Origin of the sequence: Streptomyces sp. BK022 (genome assembly GCF_004217355.1) — a bacterium.
GTDB lineage: Bacteria > Actinomycetota > Actinomycetes > Streptomycetales > Streptomycetaceae > Streptomyces > Streptomyces griseoluteus.
The window spans coordinates 354379-371345 of sequence record NZ_SHKU01000004.1 but is presented as its reverse complement, the minus strand read 5'-3'; the positions used below and the strand labels follow the sequence as shown (position 1 = coordinate 371345).

Sequence of the window (16967 nt, the reverse complement as noted above, 5' to 3'; positions counted from 1 at the left end):
TGTACTCACAATGAACGGCGTCCTGATATTGTTCCCCCATGTCGACCCCAGATCCCGAGGGCGTGCTCGCCGAGCAGTTGCTGCGGCTGACCCGCCGGGTGCACCGCATCCAGAAGCGCCACCTCGAATGGCGTGATCTCGGCGTCACTCCCGCCCAGTCCCGCCTGCTGCGCACCCTCGCGCACTACGACTCCCCGCCGCGCATGGCCGACCTCGCCCAGCGCCTCGAAGTCGTGCCCCGTGCGGTGACGACCCTGGTCGACGGCCTGGAAGCGCACGGCAAGGTCCGCCGGGTGCCGGACCCCTCAAACCGCAGGGTCACCCGGATCGAGCTCACGGACGAGGGGCGCGCCACCCTGGGCGAACTGCACGGAGCACGCCGTTCCGCGGCCGAGGAGATCCTCGCCCCGCTGACCGAGAAGGAGCGGCAGGTGCTCGGTGTCCTGCTGGACACCCTGGTCGACGGCGACATCCCGAAGCGGTGAACCCTCCGCCCGGCTCCCCCGCCGTCCGCCCACCGCCGGACCGGGCGTAGCGGGGCGGCGGCACGTGGCCGGAACCCGGTGGGGGCCGTGCCACTCCGGAAAAACCGTTTGAAATTCACCTCCGCGCAAGGCGAACCTTTCACGGCTTGCCGCCGCCTCCGGGTGTCGCCGCAGCATGCCCTTCCCTGACACGAGCCACTGGGACGCCATGCAGATCCAAGACCTTCCTTACGTAGATCCAGGCGTACCCGACGCGCGGTCCGGCCCCCGTCTGCTGTGGTGGCTCGGCCGCAACCAGTTGGGCGGCCAGTGCAGGGCACTGCTGTGGGGCCTGCTCCACTTCGCCTCGGTCTGCGCCCTGCCCTTCTGCGTCGGCCTGGCCGTTCAGGCCGCCGTCGATCGGTCCGCGCGCCGACTCGCCCTGACGGGCGCTCTGATGCTGCTGTGCGGAACCGCGATCGCGGTGGGCGACACCTTCCTGCACCGCGCCGCCGTCACCAACTGGATCACGGCGGCCGCGCGCCTCCAGCAACTCTTGGCGCGCAAGGCCGCCTACCTCGGTTCCGCACTGACCCGACGGGTCGCGGCCGGCGAAGTGGTCACCGTCTCCACGGGGGACGTGGAGAAACTCGGGTGGTTCGTCGAGGCGGTGTCCCGCTTCACCGCGGCCGCGCTGACGGTCGTGGTGGTCTGCGTCGCGCTGCTGGCCTACCAGCCGGCGCTCGGCGTGGTCGTCGCCGTGGGCCTGCCGGTGGTCGCGCTCGCGGTACTTCCGCTGCTGCCCAAGGCCACCAGCCGCGCCGACGTCCAGCGTGAGAAGGGCGGTCGCGCGACCGAACTGGCATCGGACACCGTGGCCGGGCTGCGGGTACTGCGGGGCATCGGTGGCGAGGACCTGTTCCTCGACCGCTACCGCCGCGCCTCGCAGGAGGTACGCCACGCCGCCGTGCGCAGCGCCCGGATGTGGTCGGCCATCTCGGCCCTCCAAGTGCTGCTGCCGGGCCTGCTGTTGATCGTGGTCGTCCTGCGCGGCGTCCAGCTGGCCCGCGAGGGCCGGATCACGGTCGGTGAGCTGGTCACCGTCTACAGCGCGGTCATGATCGTGAATTATCCGCTGCGGCACTTCGTCGAGATCGCCATGGCGTACTCCTTCTCCCGGCCCTCCGCCCAACGGGCCGCGCGGGTGCTGTCCTTGGAACGCCTCACGGACACCGAGGGCTCGCGCGCGACCGAGCGCGCGACCGAGCTGCCGGGTGGCGACCTGTTCGACCCGGCTACCGGGTTGCGCGTCCCCACGCACGGGTTCACCGCAGTGGTGTGCGGCGACCCCGACATGGCAGGGCGCCTCGCGGATCGCCTGGGCGGCCACGCCCCCGAGCCCGGCCTGTCGGTCCTGCTCGGCGGCGTGCCGTTGGACGAGCTTCCCCTCGACCAGGCCCGCACCGCCGTCCTGGTCCAGGACAAGGACCCGGTGCTGCTGTCCGGCACCCTGCGCGAACTCCTCGACGTACCCGCTTCCGGCACCGTCCGCGCCGGGGACGCCCTGGCGGCCGCCCAGTGCGCGGACGTGCTGGAGGCCCTGGTGCAAGGGTCTCTGGACGCGTCCGACCCGATGGACGCGCGGATCACGGAGCGCGGACGCTCCCTGTCCGGCGGCCAGCGCCAGCGTCTCGCCCTGGCCCGCTCCCTCGTCGCCGATCCGGAAGTCCTCGTCCTGGACGAACCGACCTCCGCCGTGGACTCGCACACCGAGGCGAGGATCGCTGACGGGCTGCGCCGACTGCGCTCAGGCCGTACGACCGTGGTCCTCACCTCCTCACCGCTGCTGCTGGACCGCGCCGATGAGGTCGTCTTCCTCCACGAGGGCGAGGTCGCGGCGACCGGGAGGCACCGCGAGCTGATCGGCACCGAACCCCGGTACCGCGCCGTCGTGACGCGCGAGACCGAGGAGGAGCAGCGCGAGTCGGGCGCCGTGGGAACCCCGGCCCCGCCTCCCCCGCCGAAACGCCCGGACCCGTGCGACGGAGCCCCTGTCCCGGGCGCTCTCGAACCGCTCGAAGAGATCGAGGAGAGCGCATGATCGGCGTAGCGCCACCGGCCTACGACCCGGCGGCCCCGACGACCGCCACCACCCTGCCCGTCGGCGCGGCGTCGACCGTGCGCGACTACGTGTCGGAGCTGTTCCGCCGCCACCGCCGGTCCTTCCTGCTCCTCATCGGCGTCAACACCGTCGCGGTCGTCGCCTCCATGGTGGGTCCGTACCTGCTCGGCGGCCTGGTCGAGCGTGTCGCCGACCAGGCTTCCGATCTTCGACTCGGACCGACCGTCGGTCTCTTCGTGCTCGCGTCGACCGTGCAGGCGCTCTTCACGCTGCAAGTGCGGCTGCGCGGCACGATGCTCGGGGAGCGGATGCTGGCCGATCTGCGCGAGGACTTCCTCGTCCGTTCGGTCCGGCTGCCACCGGGTGTGCTGGAACGAGCCGGGACGGGCGATCTGCTCTCCCGCATCACGACCGACATCGACCGTCTCTCCAACGCCATGCGGGAGGCCGTTCCCGAGCTCGCAATCGGTGTCGTGTGGGCGCTTCTGCTGCTCGGCGGCCTCGTCGTCACGGCCCCGCCGCTCGCGGCCGCCGTCCTGCTCGCGGTGCCGGTGCTGGTGGCCGGGTGCCGCTGGTACTTCAAGCGCGCCCCCTCCGGCTACCGCTCGGAGGCCGCCGGATACGCGGCCGTCGCCGCCTCGCTCGCCGAGACCGTGGACGCCGGGCGCACCGTGGAGGCCCACCGCCTCGGCGCCCGCCGCGTCGCTCTCTCGGACCGGCGAATCAAAGAGTGGACCGCCTGGGAGCAGTACACACTCTGGCTGCGCTCGGTGTTGTTCCCCGTGATCAACGCCGTGCACATCATCGTGCTGGGTTCCGTCCTCATGGTCGGCGGTGTCCTCGTCCTGCGGGGCTGGATGGACGTGGGGCAGCTCACCACGGGCGCGCTGATCGCCCAGATGCTGGTCGACCCGATCAACCTCATCCTGCGCTGGTACGACGAGGTGCAGGTCGCCCAGGTGTCGCTGGCCCGGCTCGTCGGGGTACGGGACATCGAGCCGGACGCCGGTGACGCGTCGCTGGTGCCTGACGGACGGGACGTGGACGCCGGCCGGGTGTACTTCGGCTACCGCGAGGGCGTCGACGTGCTGCGCGAGGTATCCCTTCGGGTCGCGCCGGGCACCCGGCTGGCGCTGGTCGGCCCCTCGGGCGCGGGCAAGTCCACGCTGGGCAGGCTGCTCGCCGGTGTGTACGCGCCTCGGGACGGCCATGTCACTCTGGGCGGCGCCGAGCTGTCCGGGATGCCGGCCGAACGCGTCCGTTCGCACGTCGCCCTCGTCAACCAGGAGCACCACGTCTTCGTCGGCTCCCTGCGCGACAACCTTCTGCTGGCCCGCACCGAGGCACGCGACGCGGAGCTGTGGGCGGCACTGGGCGCGGTCGACGCGGACACCTGGGCGCGTGCGCTGGACACGGGACTGGACACCGAGGTCGGTTCCGGCGGTCTGCCGCTGACCCCGGCGCAGGCCCAGCAGATCGCGCTCGCCAGGCTGGTGCTGGCCGACCCGCACACACTGGTGCTGGACGAGGCGACCTCGCTCCTCGATCCGCGTGCCGCCCGCCACCTGGAGCGTTCGCTGTCCCGTGTCCTCGACGGGCGCACGGTGATCGCCATCGCCCACCGCCTGCACACCGCGCATGACGCCGATGTGATCGCGGTCGTCGAGAACGGCCGCATCAGCGAGCTGGGCAGCCATGACGAGCTGGTCGCGGCAGACGGAGCCTACGCGGCGCTCTGGCGTTCCTGGCACGGGTGAGAGGCGGCCCACCGGGATGAGGCGGACCCGGGTGGCGCGGCCGGCAAGCGGCCGCCACTCCCCCGTTGCCCGGCGTTGGCGTTGCGCGGTCCCGAACAGGGGTGGAAGGCTGGATGAAGGCACCGGGCCCGGAGTCCGGGGGACGTTTTCCCGGCCGTTTCCGGGGACAACAGGGCCGTGTGTGCCGATGGGCCCGCGCCCGTCCTCACGGCGTCGGGTCGTGCTTACCGGATGGAGGTCCACGTGAACAGCGCCGACGGATGGGGTGACGACGTCTACCAGCCCGACCCCGACGAGATCCCGGAGGACTCGGGGGTGCTCGACGTCGAGGACACGTTGGACGACGACGGTGTCGAAGATCCCCTCGACCGGGGCTGGTCCCCTCCCGAGCGGCCCTGGGCGGTCGAGCACGTCGGGGTGACTGCGGCGGAACGCGCGGCCGGCGAAACGCTCGACCAGCGGCTCGCCGAGGAGCTGCCCGATTCGGCCCCCGCCGACGGCGACGGCCTCGGCGACTGCGAGAGCAGTGACGGCGAACTGCTCGACAACGAGGTCGGCCTCCGACGTTCCGGCCGTCTGGTCGCTCCCGACGAGGGCGTGCACGAGGACGACGAGAGCGCGCTCGTGGCCACGGATGTGGGCATCGACGGCGCCGCCGCCTCCGCCGAGGAGGCCGCCGTCCACATCGTCGACGAGAACCCCCTTCCCGGCTGATCCGGAAGCCTCCCGCCCCACCCACTCGTGCGAGGAGCCGCCATGCAGCAGGACAAGCAGCCCGCGTACCGCCCGGTCGTCTTCCGCGACCGCTCGGCGGGCTACGCCTTCCTCACCCGGTCCACCGCGAGCAGCGAGCAGACCATCGAGTGGGACGACGGCGAGACCTACCCGGTGGTCGATGTGGAGATCTCCTCGGAGAGCCACCCCTTCTACACCGGCAAGGCCCGGACGCTGGACACCGAAGGCCGCATCGACCGGTTCGAACGCCGGTACGGTGGGCAGCGTCCGGACGAGAGCGCCTGACGAACTCGTCCGGGCCCTCAGATGAAGTTGAGCGCCGCCGCGCCGCCCACGCCGCCGAGCACCATGAACACGGGCATCAGCACCCGCAGCTCGACCCAGCTCCCCGCCCGGAAACGCAGCACCTTCGGGGGCCCGAGCGGGTACCAGCGCTTGCGGCCGACCGGGATGGGCCACAGAACGGGGCAGCCGGAGACGGTCAGGGCGTCCCCGATGTCGTGGACCAGGGCGCCCAGCACGACCGGCAGACCCAGCCACATGTACGCCTGGCCCGGCTCGCTGAACAGCCAGTCGGCGCCCTGGCCGGGCTTGTCCAGCATCCCTGCCAGAATCCAGGCGCTGGTGGCCGCGAGCAGCCAGACCAGCACATCGCTGCTGGAACCACGAGCCGCTCGCCACAGCAGGCCCTCGATGGCCAGCACCATGTGCACGAACAGGATGGCCAGGACGCCCCAGCGGCCACAGGTGATCGCCACGGCAGAACTGCCCACACCGATCAGGACCGCCCACAGCCAGGTGTGCGTGAGCGTGCGGTGCCCGCCCGTGCGCCGCGCGTCGCCCGGCTTCCGGGTGGCCTTGTAGACGGCGTACGACAGCTTGTCGACGATCTCGCAGATCCAGCGGGACACCGGTCCGAAGGCCCGCGAGATGGTGGCCGCCTTGTGGTCCAGATCGGGGGCGAGCGCGGCACCCGCACAGACCAGGGCGCCCACCAGCAGGACCGGCCAGGGCATCGGGTACCCGAAGGCGGCGGCCGCCGCTCCGACACCGAGCCAGGCCGCGGCCCCCGACAGTGAGTGTGCTGGTCCCATCATGGCCGCGTCCCGCCCCATTCCTCGTGTGCCGCTGTCCAGTTGACCTGCGGTGCTGATGATCCGCCGGCGACACAGCGTAGCCTCCATGATCTTGACGCTCGCAGCCGATTCCCCGGTTGACGGCATGGGCAGGCAAGATGGGGGCGTGACCCTCATCGATCAGCTCCCGCGGACCGCCGACCCCGACGCCCTGTACGAAAACTTCGAGTCGTGGGCCCAGGAGCGCGGCCTCACCCTCTATCCCCACCAGGAAGAGGCGCTGATCGAGGTGGTTTCCGGGGCGAACGTGATCGTCTCGACGCCCACCGGTTCCGGCAAGAGCATGATCGCCGCCGGCGCGCACTTCGCGGCGCTGGCCCGCGACGAGGTCACCTTCTACACCGCTCCGATCAAGGCGCTGGTGTCGGAGAAGTTCTTCGAACTGTGCAAGATCTTCGGCACCGAGAACGTGGGCATGCTGACCGGCGACGCCTCCGTGAACGCCGACGCGCCCGTGATCTGCTGCACGGCCGAGGTGCTGGCGTCCATCGCGCTGCGGGACGGCAAGGACGCGGACATCGGCCAGGTGGTGATGGACGAGTTCCACTTCTACGCGGAGGGCGACCGGGGGTGGGCCTGGCAGATTCCGCTGCTGGAGCTGCCCCAGGCACAGTTCATCCTGATGTCGGCCACGCTCGGTGACGTGTCCTTCTTCGAGAAGGACCTCACCCGCCGCACCGGGCGCCCCACCGCCGTCGTCCGTTCGGCCACCCGCCCGGTCCCGCTCTCCTACGAGTACCGGCTCACCCCCCTCACCGAGACGCTCACCGAGCTGCTGGAGACCCGGCAGGCGCCGGTGTACATCGTGCACTTCACACAGGCGCAGGCCGTGGAGCGCGCGCAGGCGCTGATGAGCATCAACATGTGCACCCGTGAGGAGAAGGACCGGATCGCCGAGCTGATCGGCAACTTCCGCTTCACCACCAAATTCGGCCAGAACCTCTCCCGATACGTACGGCACGGCATCGGCGTCCACCACGCCGGCATGCTGCCCAAGTACCGGCGCCTGGTGGAGAAGCTGGCCCAGGCCGGTCTGCTGAAGGTCATCTGCGGTACGGACACGCTCGGCGTCGGCGTCAACGTGCCCATCCGTACCGTGCTGTTCACCGCCCTGACCAAGTACGACGGCAACCGGGTGCGCACGCTGCGGGCCCGCGAGTTCCACCAGATCGCGGGACGGGCCGGCCGCGCCGGCTTCGACACCGCCGGACTCGTCGTCGCGCAGGCCCCCGAGCACGTCATCGAGAACGAGAAGGCCCTCGCCAAGGCGGGGGACGACGCGAAGAAGCGCCGCAAGGTGGTGCGCAAGAAGGCCCCCGAGGGCTTCGTCGGCTGGACGGAGAACACCTTCGAGAAGCTGATCGCCTCCGAGCCCGAGCCGCTGACCTCGCGGTTCCGCGTGACGCACACCATGCTGCTGTCGGTGATCGCCCGGCCGGGCAACGCCTTCGAGGCGATGCGCCATCTGCTGGAGGACAACCACGAGCCGCGCAAGCAGCAGCTCCGGCACATCCGCCGCGCGATCGCCATCTACCGCTCGCTGCTGGACGGCGGCATCGTGGAGAAGCTCGACAAGCCGGACGCCGAGGGCCGCATCGTCCGTCTCACGGTGGATCTCCAGCAGGACTTCGCGCTCAACCAGCCGCTGTCCACCTTCGCGCTCGCGGCCTTCGAACTCCTCGACCCCGAGTCGCCGTCCTACGCCCTCGACATGGTGTCCGTCGTCGAGTCCACTCTCGACGACCCCCGTCAGATCCTCGCCGCCCAGCAGAACAAGGCGCGCGGTGAGGCCGTGGCCCTGATGAAGGCGGACGGTGTCGAGTACGAGGAGCGCATGGAGCGGCTCCAGGACATCAGCTACCCCAAGCCGCTGGAGGAGCTGCTCTTCCACGCCTACGACACCTACCGCAAGAGCCACCCCTGGGTCGGCGACCACCCGCTGTCGCCGAAGTCGGTCGTCCGCGACATGTACGAGCGCGCCCTGTCCTTCACCGAGCTGGTCTCGCTCTACGAGCTGGCCCGTACCGAGGGAATCGTGCTGCGCTACCTCGCCGGCGCCTACAAGACCCTCGACCACACCATCCCGGACGACCTGAAGTCCGAAGACCTCCAGGACCTCATCGAGTGGCTCGGTGAGATGGTCCGCCAGGTCGACTCCAGCCTCCTGGACGAGTGGGAGCAGCTCGCCAACCCGGAGGTGATGACCGCCGAGGAGGCTCAGGAGAAGGCCGACGAGGTGAAGCCGGTCACCACCAACGCCCGCGCCTTCCGCGTGCTGGTCCGCAACGCTCTCTTCCGCCGCGTGGAGCTGGCCGCCCTCGACCAGGTCGACGAGCTCGGCGAGCTTGACGCCGATTCCGGCTGGGACGCGGACGCGTGGGGCGAGGCCATGGACAAGTACTGGGACGAGTACGAGGACCTCGGCACCGGCCCCGACGCCCGCGGCCCCAAGCTGCTGGTGATCAAGGAGGAGCCGCAGGACAAGCTGTGGCGCGTCCGTCAGATCTTCGACGACCCGAATGGTGACCACGACTGGGGCATCAGCGCGGAAGTCGATCTCGCCGCATCCGACGCGGAAGGCCGTGCGGTCATCCGTGTCACCGATGTCGGTCAGTTGTGAGCACAGGAGAAACCCACCGATGACGAATCCGGCCGAGAGCCTGGTCGATCTGCTCGACCTGGAGCAGATCGAGGTCAACATCTTCCGCGGCCGCAGCCCGCAGGAGTCCCTCCAGAGGGTCTTCGGCGGGCAGGTGGCGGGCCAGGCGCTGGTCGCCGCGGGGCGCACCACGGAAGGCGACCGTCCCGTGCACTCGCTGCACGCGTACTTCCTCCGTCCGGGCCGGCCGGGCGTGCCGATCGTGTACCAGGTGGAGCGGGTCCGTGACGGACGCTCGTTCACCACACGCCGGGTCACGGCCGTGCAGCAGGGCCGCACGATCTTCAATCTGACCGCCTCCTTTCACAAGCCCGAGGAAGGACCGTTCGAGCACCAGCTCCCGCCCGCCCGTGTGGTGCCGGACCCTGAGTCGTTGCCGCCGGTGGCCGAGGAGATCCGGAAGCATCTGGGCGCGCTTCCCGAGCAGCTCGAGCTGATGGCGCGCCGCCAGCCCTTCGACATCCGTTACGTCGACCGGCTGCGCTGGAACGCCGACGACATCGACGGTGCCGAGCCGCGCAGCGCGGTGTGGATGCGCGCGGTCGGTCCGCTCGGCGACGACCCTCTGGTGCACACCTGCGCGCTGACCTACGCGAGCGACATGACCCTGCTCGACGCGGTCCGCATCCCGGTCGAGCCGCTGTGGGGTCAGCGGAACTTCGACATGGCCTCGCTGGACCACGCCATGTGGTTCCACCGTCCGTTCCGCGCCGACGAGTGGTTCCTGTACGACCAGGAGTCCCCGATCGCCATCGGCGGCCGCGGCCTGGCCCGTGGGCGCATCTACGACGTGCACGGGCAACTGCTCGTGTCGGTCGTCCAGGAGGGCCTGTTCAGGTCCCTCTAGGGTGATCGCCGGCCGGGGCGCTCCGGGGGTTTCTGCGACGCAGCCAGGTCAGCAGCCCTCGAGGCGGGTGCGGTCCGTGGGCCCCGGGCCGGTGGTGGCTTCGTGGCCGCGGCGGGGCGACCGGGATGTCGGGGCATGCCCGCGCCGTGGCGATGTCGACCGGTGCTGCCGGGGCGGACGGTCGCGGTACTGGCAAGGGGGGCGCTCGTCGTACACGCGGCCGTCGCACGGCATGGTCCTGCGGGCCCGGCGCGGGTGACGATGCGGACCAAGGTGCGCGCGTCGCCTCCAACTGCCGCGCCAGGTCCGCGCTCAGCCAGGCGATCTCGTCCGTGTCCTGCGCGGTCATGATCTGCTCACCGAGGAGCGCGGAGGGTGATCCAGGGGCGCCGTGCTCGGGCAGGGCCGGCCTCAGGCGGTCCAACCGGGCCCGTTCATAAGGGATTCTGACGATCTCCGCGATCTTCTCGCTCGGCAGGAAGGTGGCGATGGCTGCGGCTCGCGCCCATGGGTCCTCGGCCTGACGCAACAGAAAGCCGAGGCGCCGTCCCCGCCAGTTCCTCGGGCGCAGGTCGAGGCCCGCCGTCAACTGGCTCCTGAGTGTCTCGGGTGTCCTGCCCGTGATCAGACCGGCGTGCTCGCCGTTCGCCACGAACTCCCGCAGTTCCTCGGCCGGATACAGCCAGACCACGGCTCGGTACCGGTTGAGATAGAACCGGATCGGCACCAGCAGCCCCAGTCGGGCGAGCCTGGCGAACCTGCCTTCGGATACGCCCATGAGTGAGGCGCCCTCCTTGGTGCCCACGACGCGCACTCGCTCGCGGAGCGTCTGGGGAAAGCCGGCCTGCGCCTGGAGGCGGGCGATCTCGGTCCGAGCGACCCGTCGGGTGCCGCTTCCCTCATCGGACACGACGCGGATGCGGCCCAGCTCGACGGCCAGGTCGAACTCGTAGCGCTTGAGGCCCAGTTCCCGGGCCGCGCGGCTCGGTGCGCAGAGCGCGGGGCGCTCGGGGGTCAGTGTGGTCACGGATGCGATGGTGGTTCCCGGCATGGCTCTGCTCCCCCGTGGAGTGGTCGGCTCACGTCCTGTGCGTTCGCCGTGCACACACCGTAGCCACATCCGCGCACTCCGTGCCGGGCCTGTGGATAACCTTCCGCACTCCCGTGAATTCGAAGGTCAGAGCTCGGACACCGGAGAGTGTTCGGGCTGCCGGGCGTTCACTCCGAGGTGTTCGCCGACCCGGTTCACCAGCAGCGTCATCTCGTAGGCGATCTGGCCGATGTCCGCCTCCGCACCACTGAGCAGGCACAGGCAACTGCTGGGTCCGGCAGCGGTGACGAACAGTACGGCGTCGTCGTACTCGATCATGGTCTGCCGGACGCGGCCCGCACCGAAGTGGCGCCCCGAGCCCTTCGCCAGGCTGTGCAGTCCGGAGGAGACGGCCGCCAGATGCTCCGCGTCCTCTCGCCGTAGTCCGGTGCTCGCCCCGGTGACCAGTCCGTCGTTCGAGAGCACCAGCGCGTGCCGCACGTGGTCCACGCGCTGGGTGAGATCGTCCAGGAGCCAGCCCAGTCCCTGGTTCTGCGCCATGTTCGTTCTCCCCGTGTGGCCTCTCCCCCTGGCTGGAGGAGCTTTCCGCAAGCCTTCCCCACCTCCGGCGTCCGGGCAAGCAGGATGGGCTCATGGCACACAAGATGACCGACGAGGAATGGCGGGCGTTCGTCTCCTACGGCACCCGGACCGGCAAGCTGGCGACCGTAAGGGCCGATGGAAGCCCTCATATCGCCCCGATCTGGTTCCTGCTCGACGGTGACGAGCTGGTCTTCAACACCGGTGAGGAGACAGTGAAAGGGCGCAATCTCGCCCGTGACCCGAGGGTCGCGCTCTGCGTGGACGACGACCGGCCGCCGTTCTCGTTCGTGGTGCTGAACGGACAGGCCCGGTTGTCCGAGGATCTGGACGAGATCCGCCGGTGGGCCACCCGGATCGCCGCGCGGTACATGGGCGAGGAGCGCGCCGAGGAGTTCGGCGCCCGCAACGGCGTTCCGGGTGAGCTGCTGGTGAGGGTGCACATCGACCACGTGGTGGCCGTGCAGGACCTCGCGGACTGAGGCGGCCTCAGCTCACCGAGTCGAGAAGCCGGGCGGTGTGCATGCGCCCGGCGTACTCGACGAGGCGGATCAGTACCTCCTTGCCGGAGTCGCGGTCACGGGCGTCGCAGAGCACCACGGGCGTTCCCTGGTCCAGGTCGAGGGCGCGCGAGACGTCCTGGGCGCCGTAGGGGCGCGCGCCGGGGAAGCAGTTGACGGCGACGACGAACGGGATGCGCCGGTGCTCGAAGTAGTCGACCGCCGGAAAGCAGTCCTCCAGGCGGCGGGTGTCGGCGAGCACCACGGCTCCGAGGGCTCCTTGGGAGAGTTCGTCCCAGATGAACCAGAAGCGGTCCTGTCCCGGCGTCCCGAACAGGTAGAGGGCGAGACCGGAACGGATGGTGATCCGGCCGAAGTCCATCGCCACGGTGGTGGTGACCTTGTGGTCCAGGCCGTCGGTGTCGTCGACCAGCTGACCCGCTTCGCTGAGCAGTTCCTCGGTGCGCAGCGGCCGGATCTCGCTGACGGAGCCGACCAGCGTGGTCTTGCCGACGCCGAATCCCCCCGCCACCAGTATCTTCAGCGCCAGGGCGGAGATGTCGTCGGCGGCTTCGACGTGCTCAGAGGCCATGATCACTTCTCTCGGGAGGGCCGGCTGCGGTCGACGTGCTCGGGCGTGAGGTCAGCATCATGACAACTTCGACACCGCCTCGGGGGTTCGGACTGAAAAGCACCAGATGTGACCGACTTCCGGCTGACTGACCTCCGGTAGCGTGCGGAACGGCGGCCGAAGAGGCGCCGGGTCGGTCGTGAACGTTCATCTACAGGGCCCGCAACCCTTCGATGACCTCGCGCAGAATCCGCTCGTCCGGCAGATGCGCGGGCGGCACCGGGCGGCTGACGGTGACGCAGCCCAGTTCCAGCAGGTCGCCCAGGAGCACGCGGACCACGCCCACGGGCAGGTCGGCGTCGGCCGCGAGTTCCGCGACCGACTGCGTCTCGGTGCGGCACAGCTCGATCAGGGCCCGGTGCTCCGGGCCCAGCGCGCTGTCGCCGTCCATGCCCGGCGCGGCGGGGTCGAGGGTGACCAGGGCGATGAGGTCGAAGGGCACCCCGGTCGGGCCGGGCTGGGTGCGTCCGCCGGTCATGGCGTAGGGGCGCACCAAGGGTCCGGCCTCGCCGTCGTACCACTGGCTGCCCTCGTCGTGGAGGTCGCCCGGCGGGTTCTCGGTCATCCTTCTCGGCCTTCCCGGTCAGCCTGCCGCGGGCGGCCGTGAGGCGACCCGCGGTGCCGCGTAGAGGTGTTCACCCACGCGTCTGACCAGGCGTGCCATCTCGTAGGCGACCAGGCCGATGTCGGCGGTCGCGGCCGTGAGGACGGCGAGGCAGGAGCCGTCGCCGGCGGAGACCACGAAGAGGAAGGCGTCGTCCAGTTCCACCATGGTCTGGCGCACACCACCCGCGCCGAAGTGGCGTCCGGTGCCCTTGGCCAGGCTGTTGAATCCGGAGGCCACGGCGGCCAGGTGTTCGGCGTCGTCACGGCCGAGGCCGGTGGAGGCGCCGACCGCGAGGCCGTCGTTGGAGAGCACTACGGCGTGGCGCACTTCGCCCACTCGCCTGACCAGGTCGTCCAGGAGCCAGTCGAGTTCGCCGGATCGCTGGTGCGCGGTCGTGTTCGGCTCCTGGATCATGCGGGTTCTCCTTCGGTGCTGTCGCCGCCCATTGCGGGCGACGGTGCGACGCGGCCGGGACGGCGTCCGCCGCCGCGTACCCAGCCGTCGCGGTAGGCCGCCATGCGGTCCCGCACGACTTCCGGGGTGCGTCCCTCGTCGTCGGGTGGGTCGGGTTCCGCTGCCGGTTCGGCGGGGCGCTCCTTGCGGAGCTGGGGCGCGAGGCTGGCCTGGCGCACGCGGCGCGGAAGGTCGTCCGAGGACTCGGAGTCGGTGGACGGGCGGTGGGGCCTCAAGGTGCTGACTCCGGGAGGCGGTGTGGCCGGGGCGGGTTCGGCGGGCGGTGGCACGGTGGCGACCAGGGCGGGTCGCTCGGTCTGGGTGGTCACCGCGGCCGGGGCGGGTGCCTCGGGCACGCGCGCGTACTCGGGTTCCGGTTCCTGAGGGGCTGGGGGTGCCTCGGCGGGCTCCTCCGGAATCCCTTGATGGACCAGGGCGGTTGGCAGCAGCACGACCGCGGTGGTGCCGCCGTAGGGGGACGTGCGCAGGTGCACCTTGATGCCCTGGCGGGCCGCGAGTCTGCTGACGACGAAGAGGCCGAGGCGGTCGCTGTCGAAGAGGTCGAGGGTCTCGGACTGCTCGATGCGCCGGTTGGCCTCCACGAGCGTCTCGCCGCTCATGCCGAGGCCCCGGTCCTCGACCTCGAGGACATAGCCGTTGCCGACCGGTTCGCCGGACACACGCACGCGCGTGTGGGGCGGCGAGAACTGGGCCGCGTTCTCGACCAGTTCCGCGAGCAGATGCGTGAGGTCGGCCACGGCAGCGCCGATGACGGCCGCTTCGGGGAGCTGACGGACCTCTACGCGCGCGTAGTCCTCGATCTCGGAGACGGCCGCGCGGACGACGTTGGTCAGGGACACCGGCATGCGCCAGGCCCGGCCGGGTGCCGCCCCGGAGAGGATGATCAGACTTTCGGCGTGGCGTCGCATGCGCGTGGTCAGGTGGTCGAGCCGGAACAGATCGCTCAGCTCGTCCGGATCGTCGGAGCGGCGCTCCATGCTGTCCAGCAGACTGAGCTGTCGGTGGACCAGTACCTGGCTGCGGCGGGCCAGGTTGACGAAGACCCCGGAAATGCCGCTGGCGAGTTCGGCGCGTTCGACAGCGGCGTGCAGGGCGGCCCGGTGCACCGTCGTCAGGGCCTCCGCCACCTGCCCGGTCTCGTCCTCGGCGGGCGGTCCGGCGGGCGCCTCGGCCCGGATGTCGATCTCCGCACCTGCCCGGAGTTTCCGCATGGCCGCCGGGAGTTTACGGCGGGCGATCTCCAGAGCGTCATTGCGCAGACTCACCAGCTCGACGACGAGAGCGCGTCCGATGCGGACCGAGATCACGAGCGAGGCGACGACCGCGGCCAGGCCGAAGAGCACGGCGGCGCCGGCCGGGCTCAGCACGCCGTGCGTGAAGGGGTCGGCGCGGCCCGCGACCGCCCGGCTCGTGTCCGCCGCGATGGCTGCCATGTCGGCCCGCACGCGTGCGTGGGCGCCGGCCCAGGCCGAACCCGGCTCCGTGTCGACCGCCTTGGCGCCGGAGCCGGCCGCGAGGACACGGTCCTCAGTGGCAGTGAGGGCGAAGTAGGCGCTGCCGTGGGCAAGACGGTTCCAGGCCGCTCGCTGGGCGGCCGGCAGGTCGGCGACGGCGACCTGGGTGAGGGCGCGCCGATTGGCGACGGCGCCGTCCAGCAGCAGGGCTCGTCGGCCCCGGAGGGTGTCGTCCGGGCCCGTGCTGCCGAGGACGGCGTTCTCCTGGGACAGCGCTTCGGCGGCGCGGGAGAACTCGAGCAGTACGCGCGCGTCGGAGCCGACGTCGGCCCGCTGGATGCCGGAGAGGGCTCCGTCCACGGCGAACGCGGCGTCGATGGTCTTGGAGTACCGGTCGTACGCTGTGGCCCAGTCCGCCTCGCGGCCGAGTACGGCGGTCCGCAGCGAGCGGAGCTGCCCGACATCGTCCACGAAGGTCTGCATGCGGCTGCCGACTCCCGCAGGAAGCTGCTGGCCGGCGGCGACGGTGCTGTCGTCGCCGAGTCGCAGCTTCGCCACCGCCCGGTCGGTGGTGGCCGCGAGACCGCGCACATCGTTTCCGCGGGCCGTGTTCGGTTCGGCGGCGTACCTCACGGCCGCGGCGCGTTCGGCCTGCAGCGCGCCGACGGCGACCGCGACGGGCGTCCGCAGCTCGGCGTCGACCCGCTGGGACTGGCGCAGCCTGGACACCTCCTGAGCGGTGGTCACGGTGGCGTACGCCCACAGGGCGAGGAGCGAGACCACCGGCACCATCAGGAGGCAGACCACTTTGGCGCGCACGGTCCGGGGGCGCATGTGCCGGCGGCTCGGACGCGGCGGCGCGTAGTCCGGCGCCATGTCGAGGTACGCCTCGGGGTCCTCGTCGGCCGGAGGCCCGGCGTGTGCGCGCCGGCCGCGCAGCGGGGTCGGGGACTGCGCCGGTGGTCCGGCCTTCGGGGTGCTACGGGGTGGGCGCATGGCCTCCTCGCTCGGGCAGTGGGTCGGGGCTCTCGGGCTGGGCTCTGGCTAGCGGGCGGCGCCCTCGACGGGCCGTTGAGCGGTGGCGGACGCCTGGCGCTCGTCCGCCGAGGGCGAGAGGGCGACGAAGGCCGAGGTGATGAAGAGGTAGGAGCCGAGGCCCACGGCGAGCGGGAAGATGAACTGCATGGCCGTGGCGCCCGGCAGGGTCGCGCCGGAGGGGTCGACCTGGATGCTCACCGCGAACATGCCGCTGTAGTGCATGCTGCTGACGGCCAGCCCCATGACCAGGGAGGCGAAGGTGACGGCGAGCGGGGACTTGATGTTCAGGGCCGCCCAGAGCGCGGCCGTCGCCGCGACCACCGCGATCACGATCGACAGCCCGACGAGCACGGGGTCGTAGCTCACGTCCCCGTGCAGCCGGACGGCGGCCATGCCCAGGTAGTGCATGCTGGCGACGCCGAGGCCCGTGGTGAGGCCGCCGACCAGCAGGGCGCGGTTGCGGTCCTTGCTGTAGCCGACCGCGAAGACGCCCGCGCACACGACGACCATGGCGACGACGAGGCTCAGGATCGTCAGCGGCACGTCGTAGCGGATGTCGGTGCCGCTGACGCGAAAGCCGAGCATCGCCACGAAGTGCATGGTCCAGATGCCGGTCCCGATCGCCGAGGCGGCCGTGATCAGCCAGTTGCGGCGGGCCCGGCCGGTCGTCGCCAGCGCGCGCACGGTACAGCGCAGGCCGAGTGCGGCGCCGATGCAGGCCATCGCATACGAGAGCGCGGGAGTCAGCCAGCCGAAGGCCGCGTGGTCAAGGTGTCCCATGGCCCACGGACGCTAGCCGGGGCTGGGGCGTACACAGGGGGCGCATTTCGAAAGCTGTCACAACATGACACAGCGGGTGTCCGAACATGACGTGGAGTTGCGGTGAAAGGACCACATCGCGGCCGGTCCACGT

General features: G+C 71.0%; 16 protein-coding genes. 8 read left to right on the top strand and 8 right to left on the bottom strand.

Annotated features, from left to right (window positions below; translation table 11 throughout):
• Positions 1–38 precede the first annotated feature (38 nt).
• The 5 genes from EV284_RS18430 to EV284_RS18410 all read left to right on the top strand — a co-directional run bounded on the left by EV284_RS18430 (position 39) and on the right by EV284_RS18410 (position 5363).
• Positions 39–485 (top strand): MarR family transcriptional regulator, encoded by a 447-nt coding sequence (locus EV284_RS18430; protein WP_130335475.1) that lies wholly within the window; start codon positions 39–41, stop codon positions 483–485.
• Between the two features lie 208 nt (positions 486–693).
• A complete protein-coding gene (locus tag EV284_RS18425; protein WP_130336418.1) occupies positions 694–2565 on the top strand; it encodes an ABC transporter ATP-binding protein in 1872 nt (623 codons plus the stop codon).
• The gene (locus EV284_RS18420) at positions 2562–4343 is read left to right on the top strand and encodes an ABC transporter ATP-binding protein (RefSeq protein WP_130335473.1); all 1782 of its coding nucleotides are present in this window, start codon (positions 2562–2564) and stop codon (positions 4341–4343) included. The genes EV284_RS18425 and EV284_RS18420 overlap by 4 nt, the downstream gene beginning before the upstream one ends.
• 243 nt (positions 4344–4586) lie before the next feature.
• Complete coding sequence (locus tag EV284_RS18415; protein ID WP_130335470.1) at positions 4587–5057, top strand: DUF5709 domain-containing protein; 471 nt, start codon at positions 4587–4589, stop codon at positions 5055–5057.
• Between the two features lie 42 nt (positions 5058–5099).
• On the top strand, positions 5100–5363 hold the full coding sequence (locus EV284_RS18410) for a type B 50S ribosomal protein L31 (RefSeq protein WP_130335468.1): 264 nt from the start codon (positions 5100–5102) through the stop codon (positions 5361–5363).
• Positions 5364–5380: 17 nt separating this feature from the next.
• Here the strand turns inward: EV284_RS18410 and EV284_RS18405 are convergent, their stop codons facing one another.
• Positions 5381–6175 (bottom strand): metal-dependent hydrolase, encoded by a 795-nt coding sequence (locus EV284_RS18405; protein ID WP_130335466.1) that lies wholly within the window; start codon positions 6173–6175, stop codon positions 5381–5383.
• 145 nt (positions 6176–6320) lie between these two features.
• Here EV284_RS18405 and EV284_RS18400 point away from each other — a divergent pair, with 145 nt between their 5' ends.
• Entirely contained in the window at positions 6321–8834 is a 2514-nt protein-coding gene (locus EV284_RS18400; protein ID WP_165425574.1) for a DEAD/DEAH box helicase, read from the top strand.
• Between the two features lie 19 nt (positions 8835–8853).
• Positions 8854–9720, top strand: a complete 867-nt coding sequence (locus tag EV284_RS18395; RefSeq protein ID WP_130335461.1) for an acyl-CoA thioesterase II — start codon at positions 8854–8856, stop codon at positions 9718–9720.
• Here EV284_RS18395 and EV284_RS18390 read toward each other — a convergent pair.
• Both EV284_RS18390 and EV284_RS18385 read right to left on the bottom strand, forming a co-directional pair.
• On the bottom strand, positions 9707–10771 hold the full coding sequence (locus EV284_RS18390; RefSeq protein WP_242625719.1) for a DUF6397 family protein: 1065 nt from the start codon (positions 10769–10771) through the stop codon (positions 9707–9709). The genes EV284_RS18395 and EV284_RS18390 overlap by 14 nt on opposite strands.
• A gap of 126 nt (positions 10772–10897) precedes the next feature.
• Positions 10898–11311, bottom strand: a complete 414-nt coding sequence (locus EV284_RS18385) for a roadblock/LC7 domain-containing protein (protein WP_030803533.1) — start codon at positions 11309–11311, stop codon at positions 10898–10900.
• A gap of 92 nt (positions 11312–11403) precedes the next feature.
• On the opposite strand from EV284_RS18385, the gene EV284_RS18380 reads away from it, so the two are divergent.
• A complete protein-coding gene (locus EV284_RS18380; protein ID WP_130335456.1) occupies positions 11404–11832 on the top strand; it encodes a PPOX class F420-dependent oxidoreductase in 429 nt (142 codons plus the stop codon).
• 7 nt (positions 11833–11839) lie between these two features.
• On the opposite strand, the gene EV284_RS18375 is transcribed toward EV284_RS18380, so the two are convergent.
• The 5 genes from EV284_RS18375 to EV284_RS18355 all read right to left on the bottom strand — a co-directional run bounded on the left by EV284_RS18375 (position 11840) and on the right by EV284_RS18355 (position 16834).
• Positions 11840–12442, bottom strand: a complete 603-nt coding sequence (locus EV284_RS18375; RefSeq protein ID WP_130335454.1) for an ATP/GTP-binding protein — start codon at positions 12440–12442, stop codon at positions 11840–11842.
• A gap of 190 nt (positions 12443–12632) precedes the next feature.
• A complete protein-coding gene (locus tag EV284_RS18370) occupies positions 12633–13046 on the bottom strand; it encodes a DUF742 domain-containing protein (RefSeq protein WP_130335452.1) in 414 nt (137 codons plus the stop codon).
• 18 nt (positions 13047–13064) lie between these two features.
• Positions 13065–13502 carry a roadblock/LC7 domain-containing protein gene (locus EV284_RS18365; protein WP_130335450.1) on the bottom strand — a complete coding sequence of 146 codons (438 nt, stop codon included), beginning with the start codon at positions 13500–13502 and terminating at the stop codon, positions 13065–13067.
• Positions 13499–16012 carry a nitrate- and nitrite sensing domain-containing protein gene (locus EV284_RS18360; RefSeq protein WP_130335448.1) on the bottom strand — a complete coding sequence of 838 codons (2514 nt, stop codon included), beginning with the start codon at positions 16010–16012 and terminating at the stop codon, positions 13499–13501. Before EV284_RS18360 ends, EV284_RS18365 begins: the two co-directional genes overlap by 4 nt.
• Before the next feature lie 48 nt (positions 16013–16060).
• On the bottom strand, positions 16061–16834 hold the full coding sequence (locus EV284_RS18355) for an MHYT domain-containing protein (protein ID WP_130335446.1): 774 nt from the start codon (positions 16832–16834) through the stop codon (positions 16061–16063).
• Positions 16835–16967: the final 133 nt, after the last annotated feature.

Coding starts and splice junctions, on each gene's coding strand:
- EV284_RS18430 (WP_130335475.1), top strand. CDS start 39: ATGTCGACCCCAGATCCCGAGGGCGTGCTCGCCGAGCAGTTGCTGCGG.
- EV284_RS18425 (WP_130336418.1), top strand. CDS start 694: ATGCAGATCCAAGACCTTCCTTACGTAGATCCAGGCGTACCCGACGCG.
- EV284_RS18420 (WP_130335473.1), top strand. CDS start 2,562: ATGATCGGCGTAGCGCCACCGGCCTACGACCCGGCGGCCCCGACGACC.
- EV284_RS18410 (WP_130335468.1), top strand. CDS start 5,100: ATGCAGCAGGACAAGCAGCCCGCGTACCGCCCGGTCGTCTTCCGCGAC.
- EV284_RS18405 (WP_130335466.1), bottom strand. CDS start 6,175: ATGATGGGACCAGCACACTCACTGTCGGGGGCCGCGGCCTGGCTCGGT.
- EV284_RS18395 (WP_130335461.1), top strand. CDS start 8,854: ATGACGAATCCGGCCGAGAGCCTGGTCGATCTGCTCGACCTGGAGCAG.
- EV284_RS18390 (WP_242625719.1), bottom strand. CDS start 10,771: ATGCCGGGAACCACCATCGCATCCGTGACCACACTGACCCCCGAGCGC.
- EV284_RS18385 (WP_030803533.1), bottom strand. CDS start 11,311: ATGGCGCAGAACCAGGGACTGGGCTGGCTCCTGGACGATCTCACCCAG.
- EV284_RS18380 (WP_130335456.1), top strand. CDS start 11,404: ATGGCACACAAGATGACCGACGAGGAATGGCGGGCGTTCGTCTCCTAC.
- EV284_RS18375 (WP_130335454.1), bottom strand. CDS start 12,442: ATGGCCTCTGAGCACGTCGAAGCCGCCGACGACATCTCCGCCCTGGCG.
- EV284_RS18370 (WP_130335452.1), bottom strand. CDS start 13,046: ATGACCGAGAACCCGCCGGGCGACCTCCACGACGAGGGCAGCCAGTGG.
- EV284_RS18365 (WP_130335450.1), bottom strand. CDS start 13,502: ATGATCCAGGAGCCGAACACGACCGCGCACCAGCGATCCGGCGAACTC.
- EV284_RS18360 (WP_130335448.1), bottom strand. CDS start 16,012: ATGCGCCCACCCCGTAGCACCCCGAAGGCCGGACCACCGGCGCAGTCC.
- EV284_RS18355 (WP_130335446.1), bottom strand. CDS start 16,834: ATGGGACACCTTGACCACGCGGCCTTCGGCTGGCTGACTCCCGCGCTC.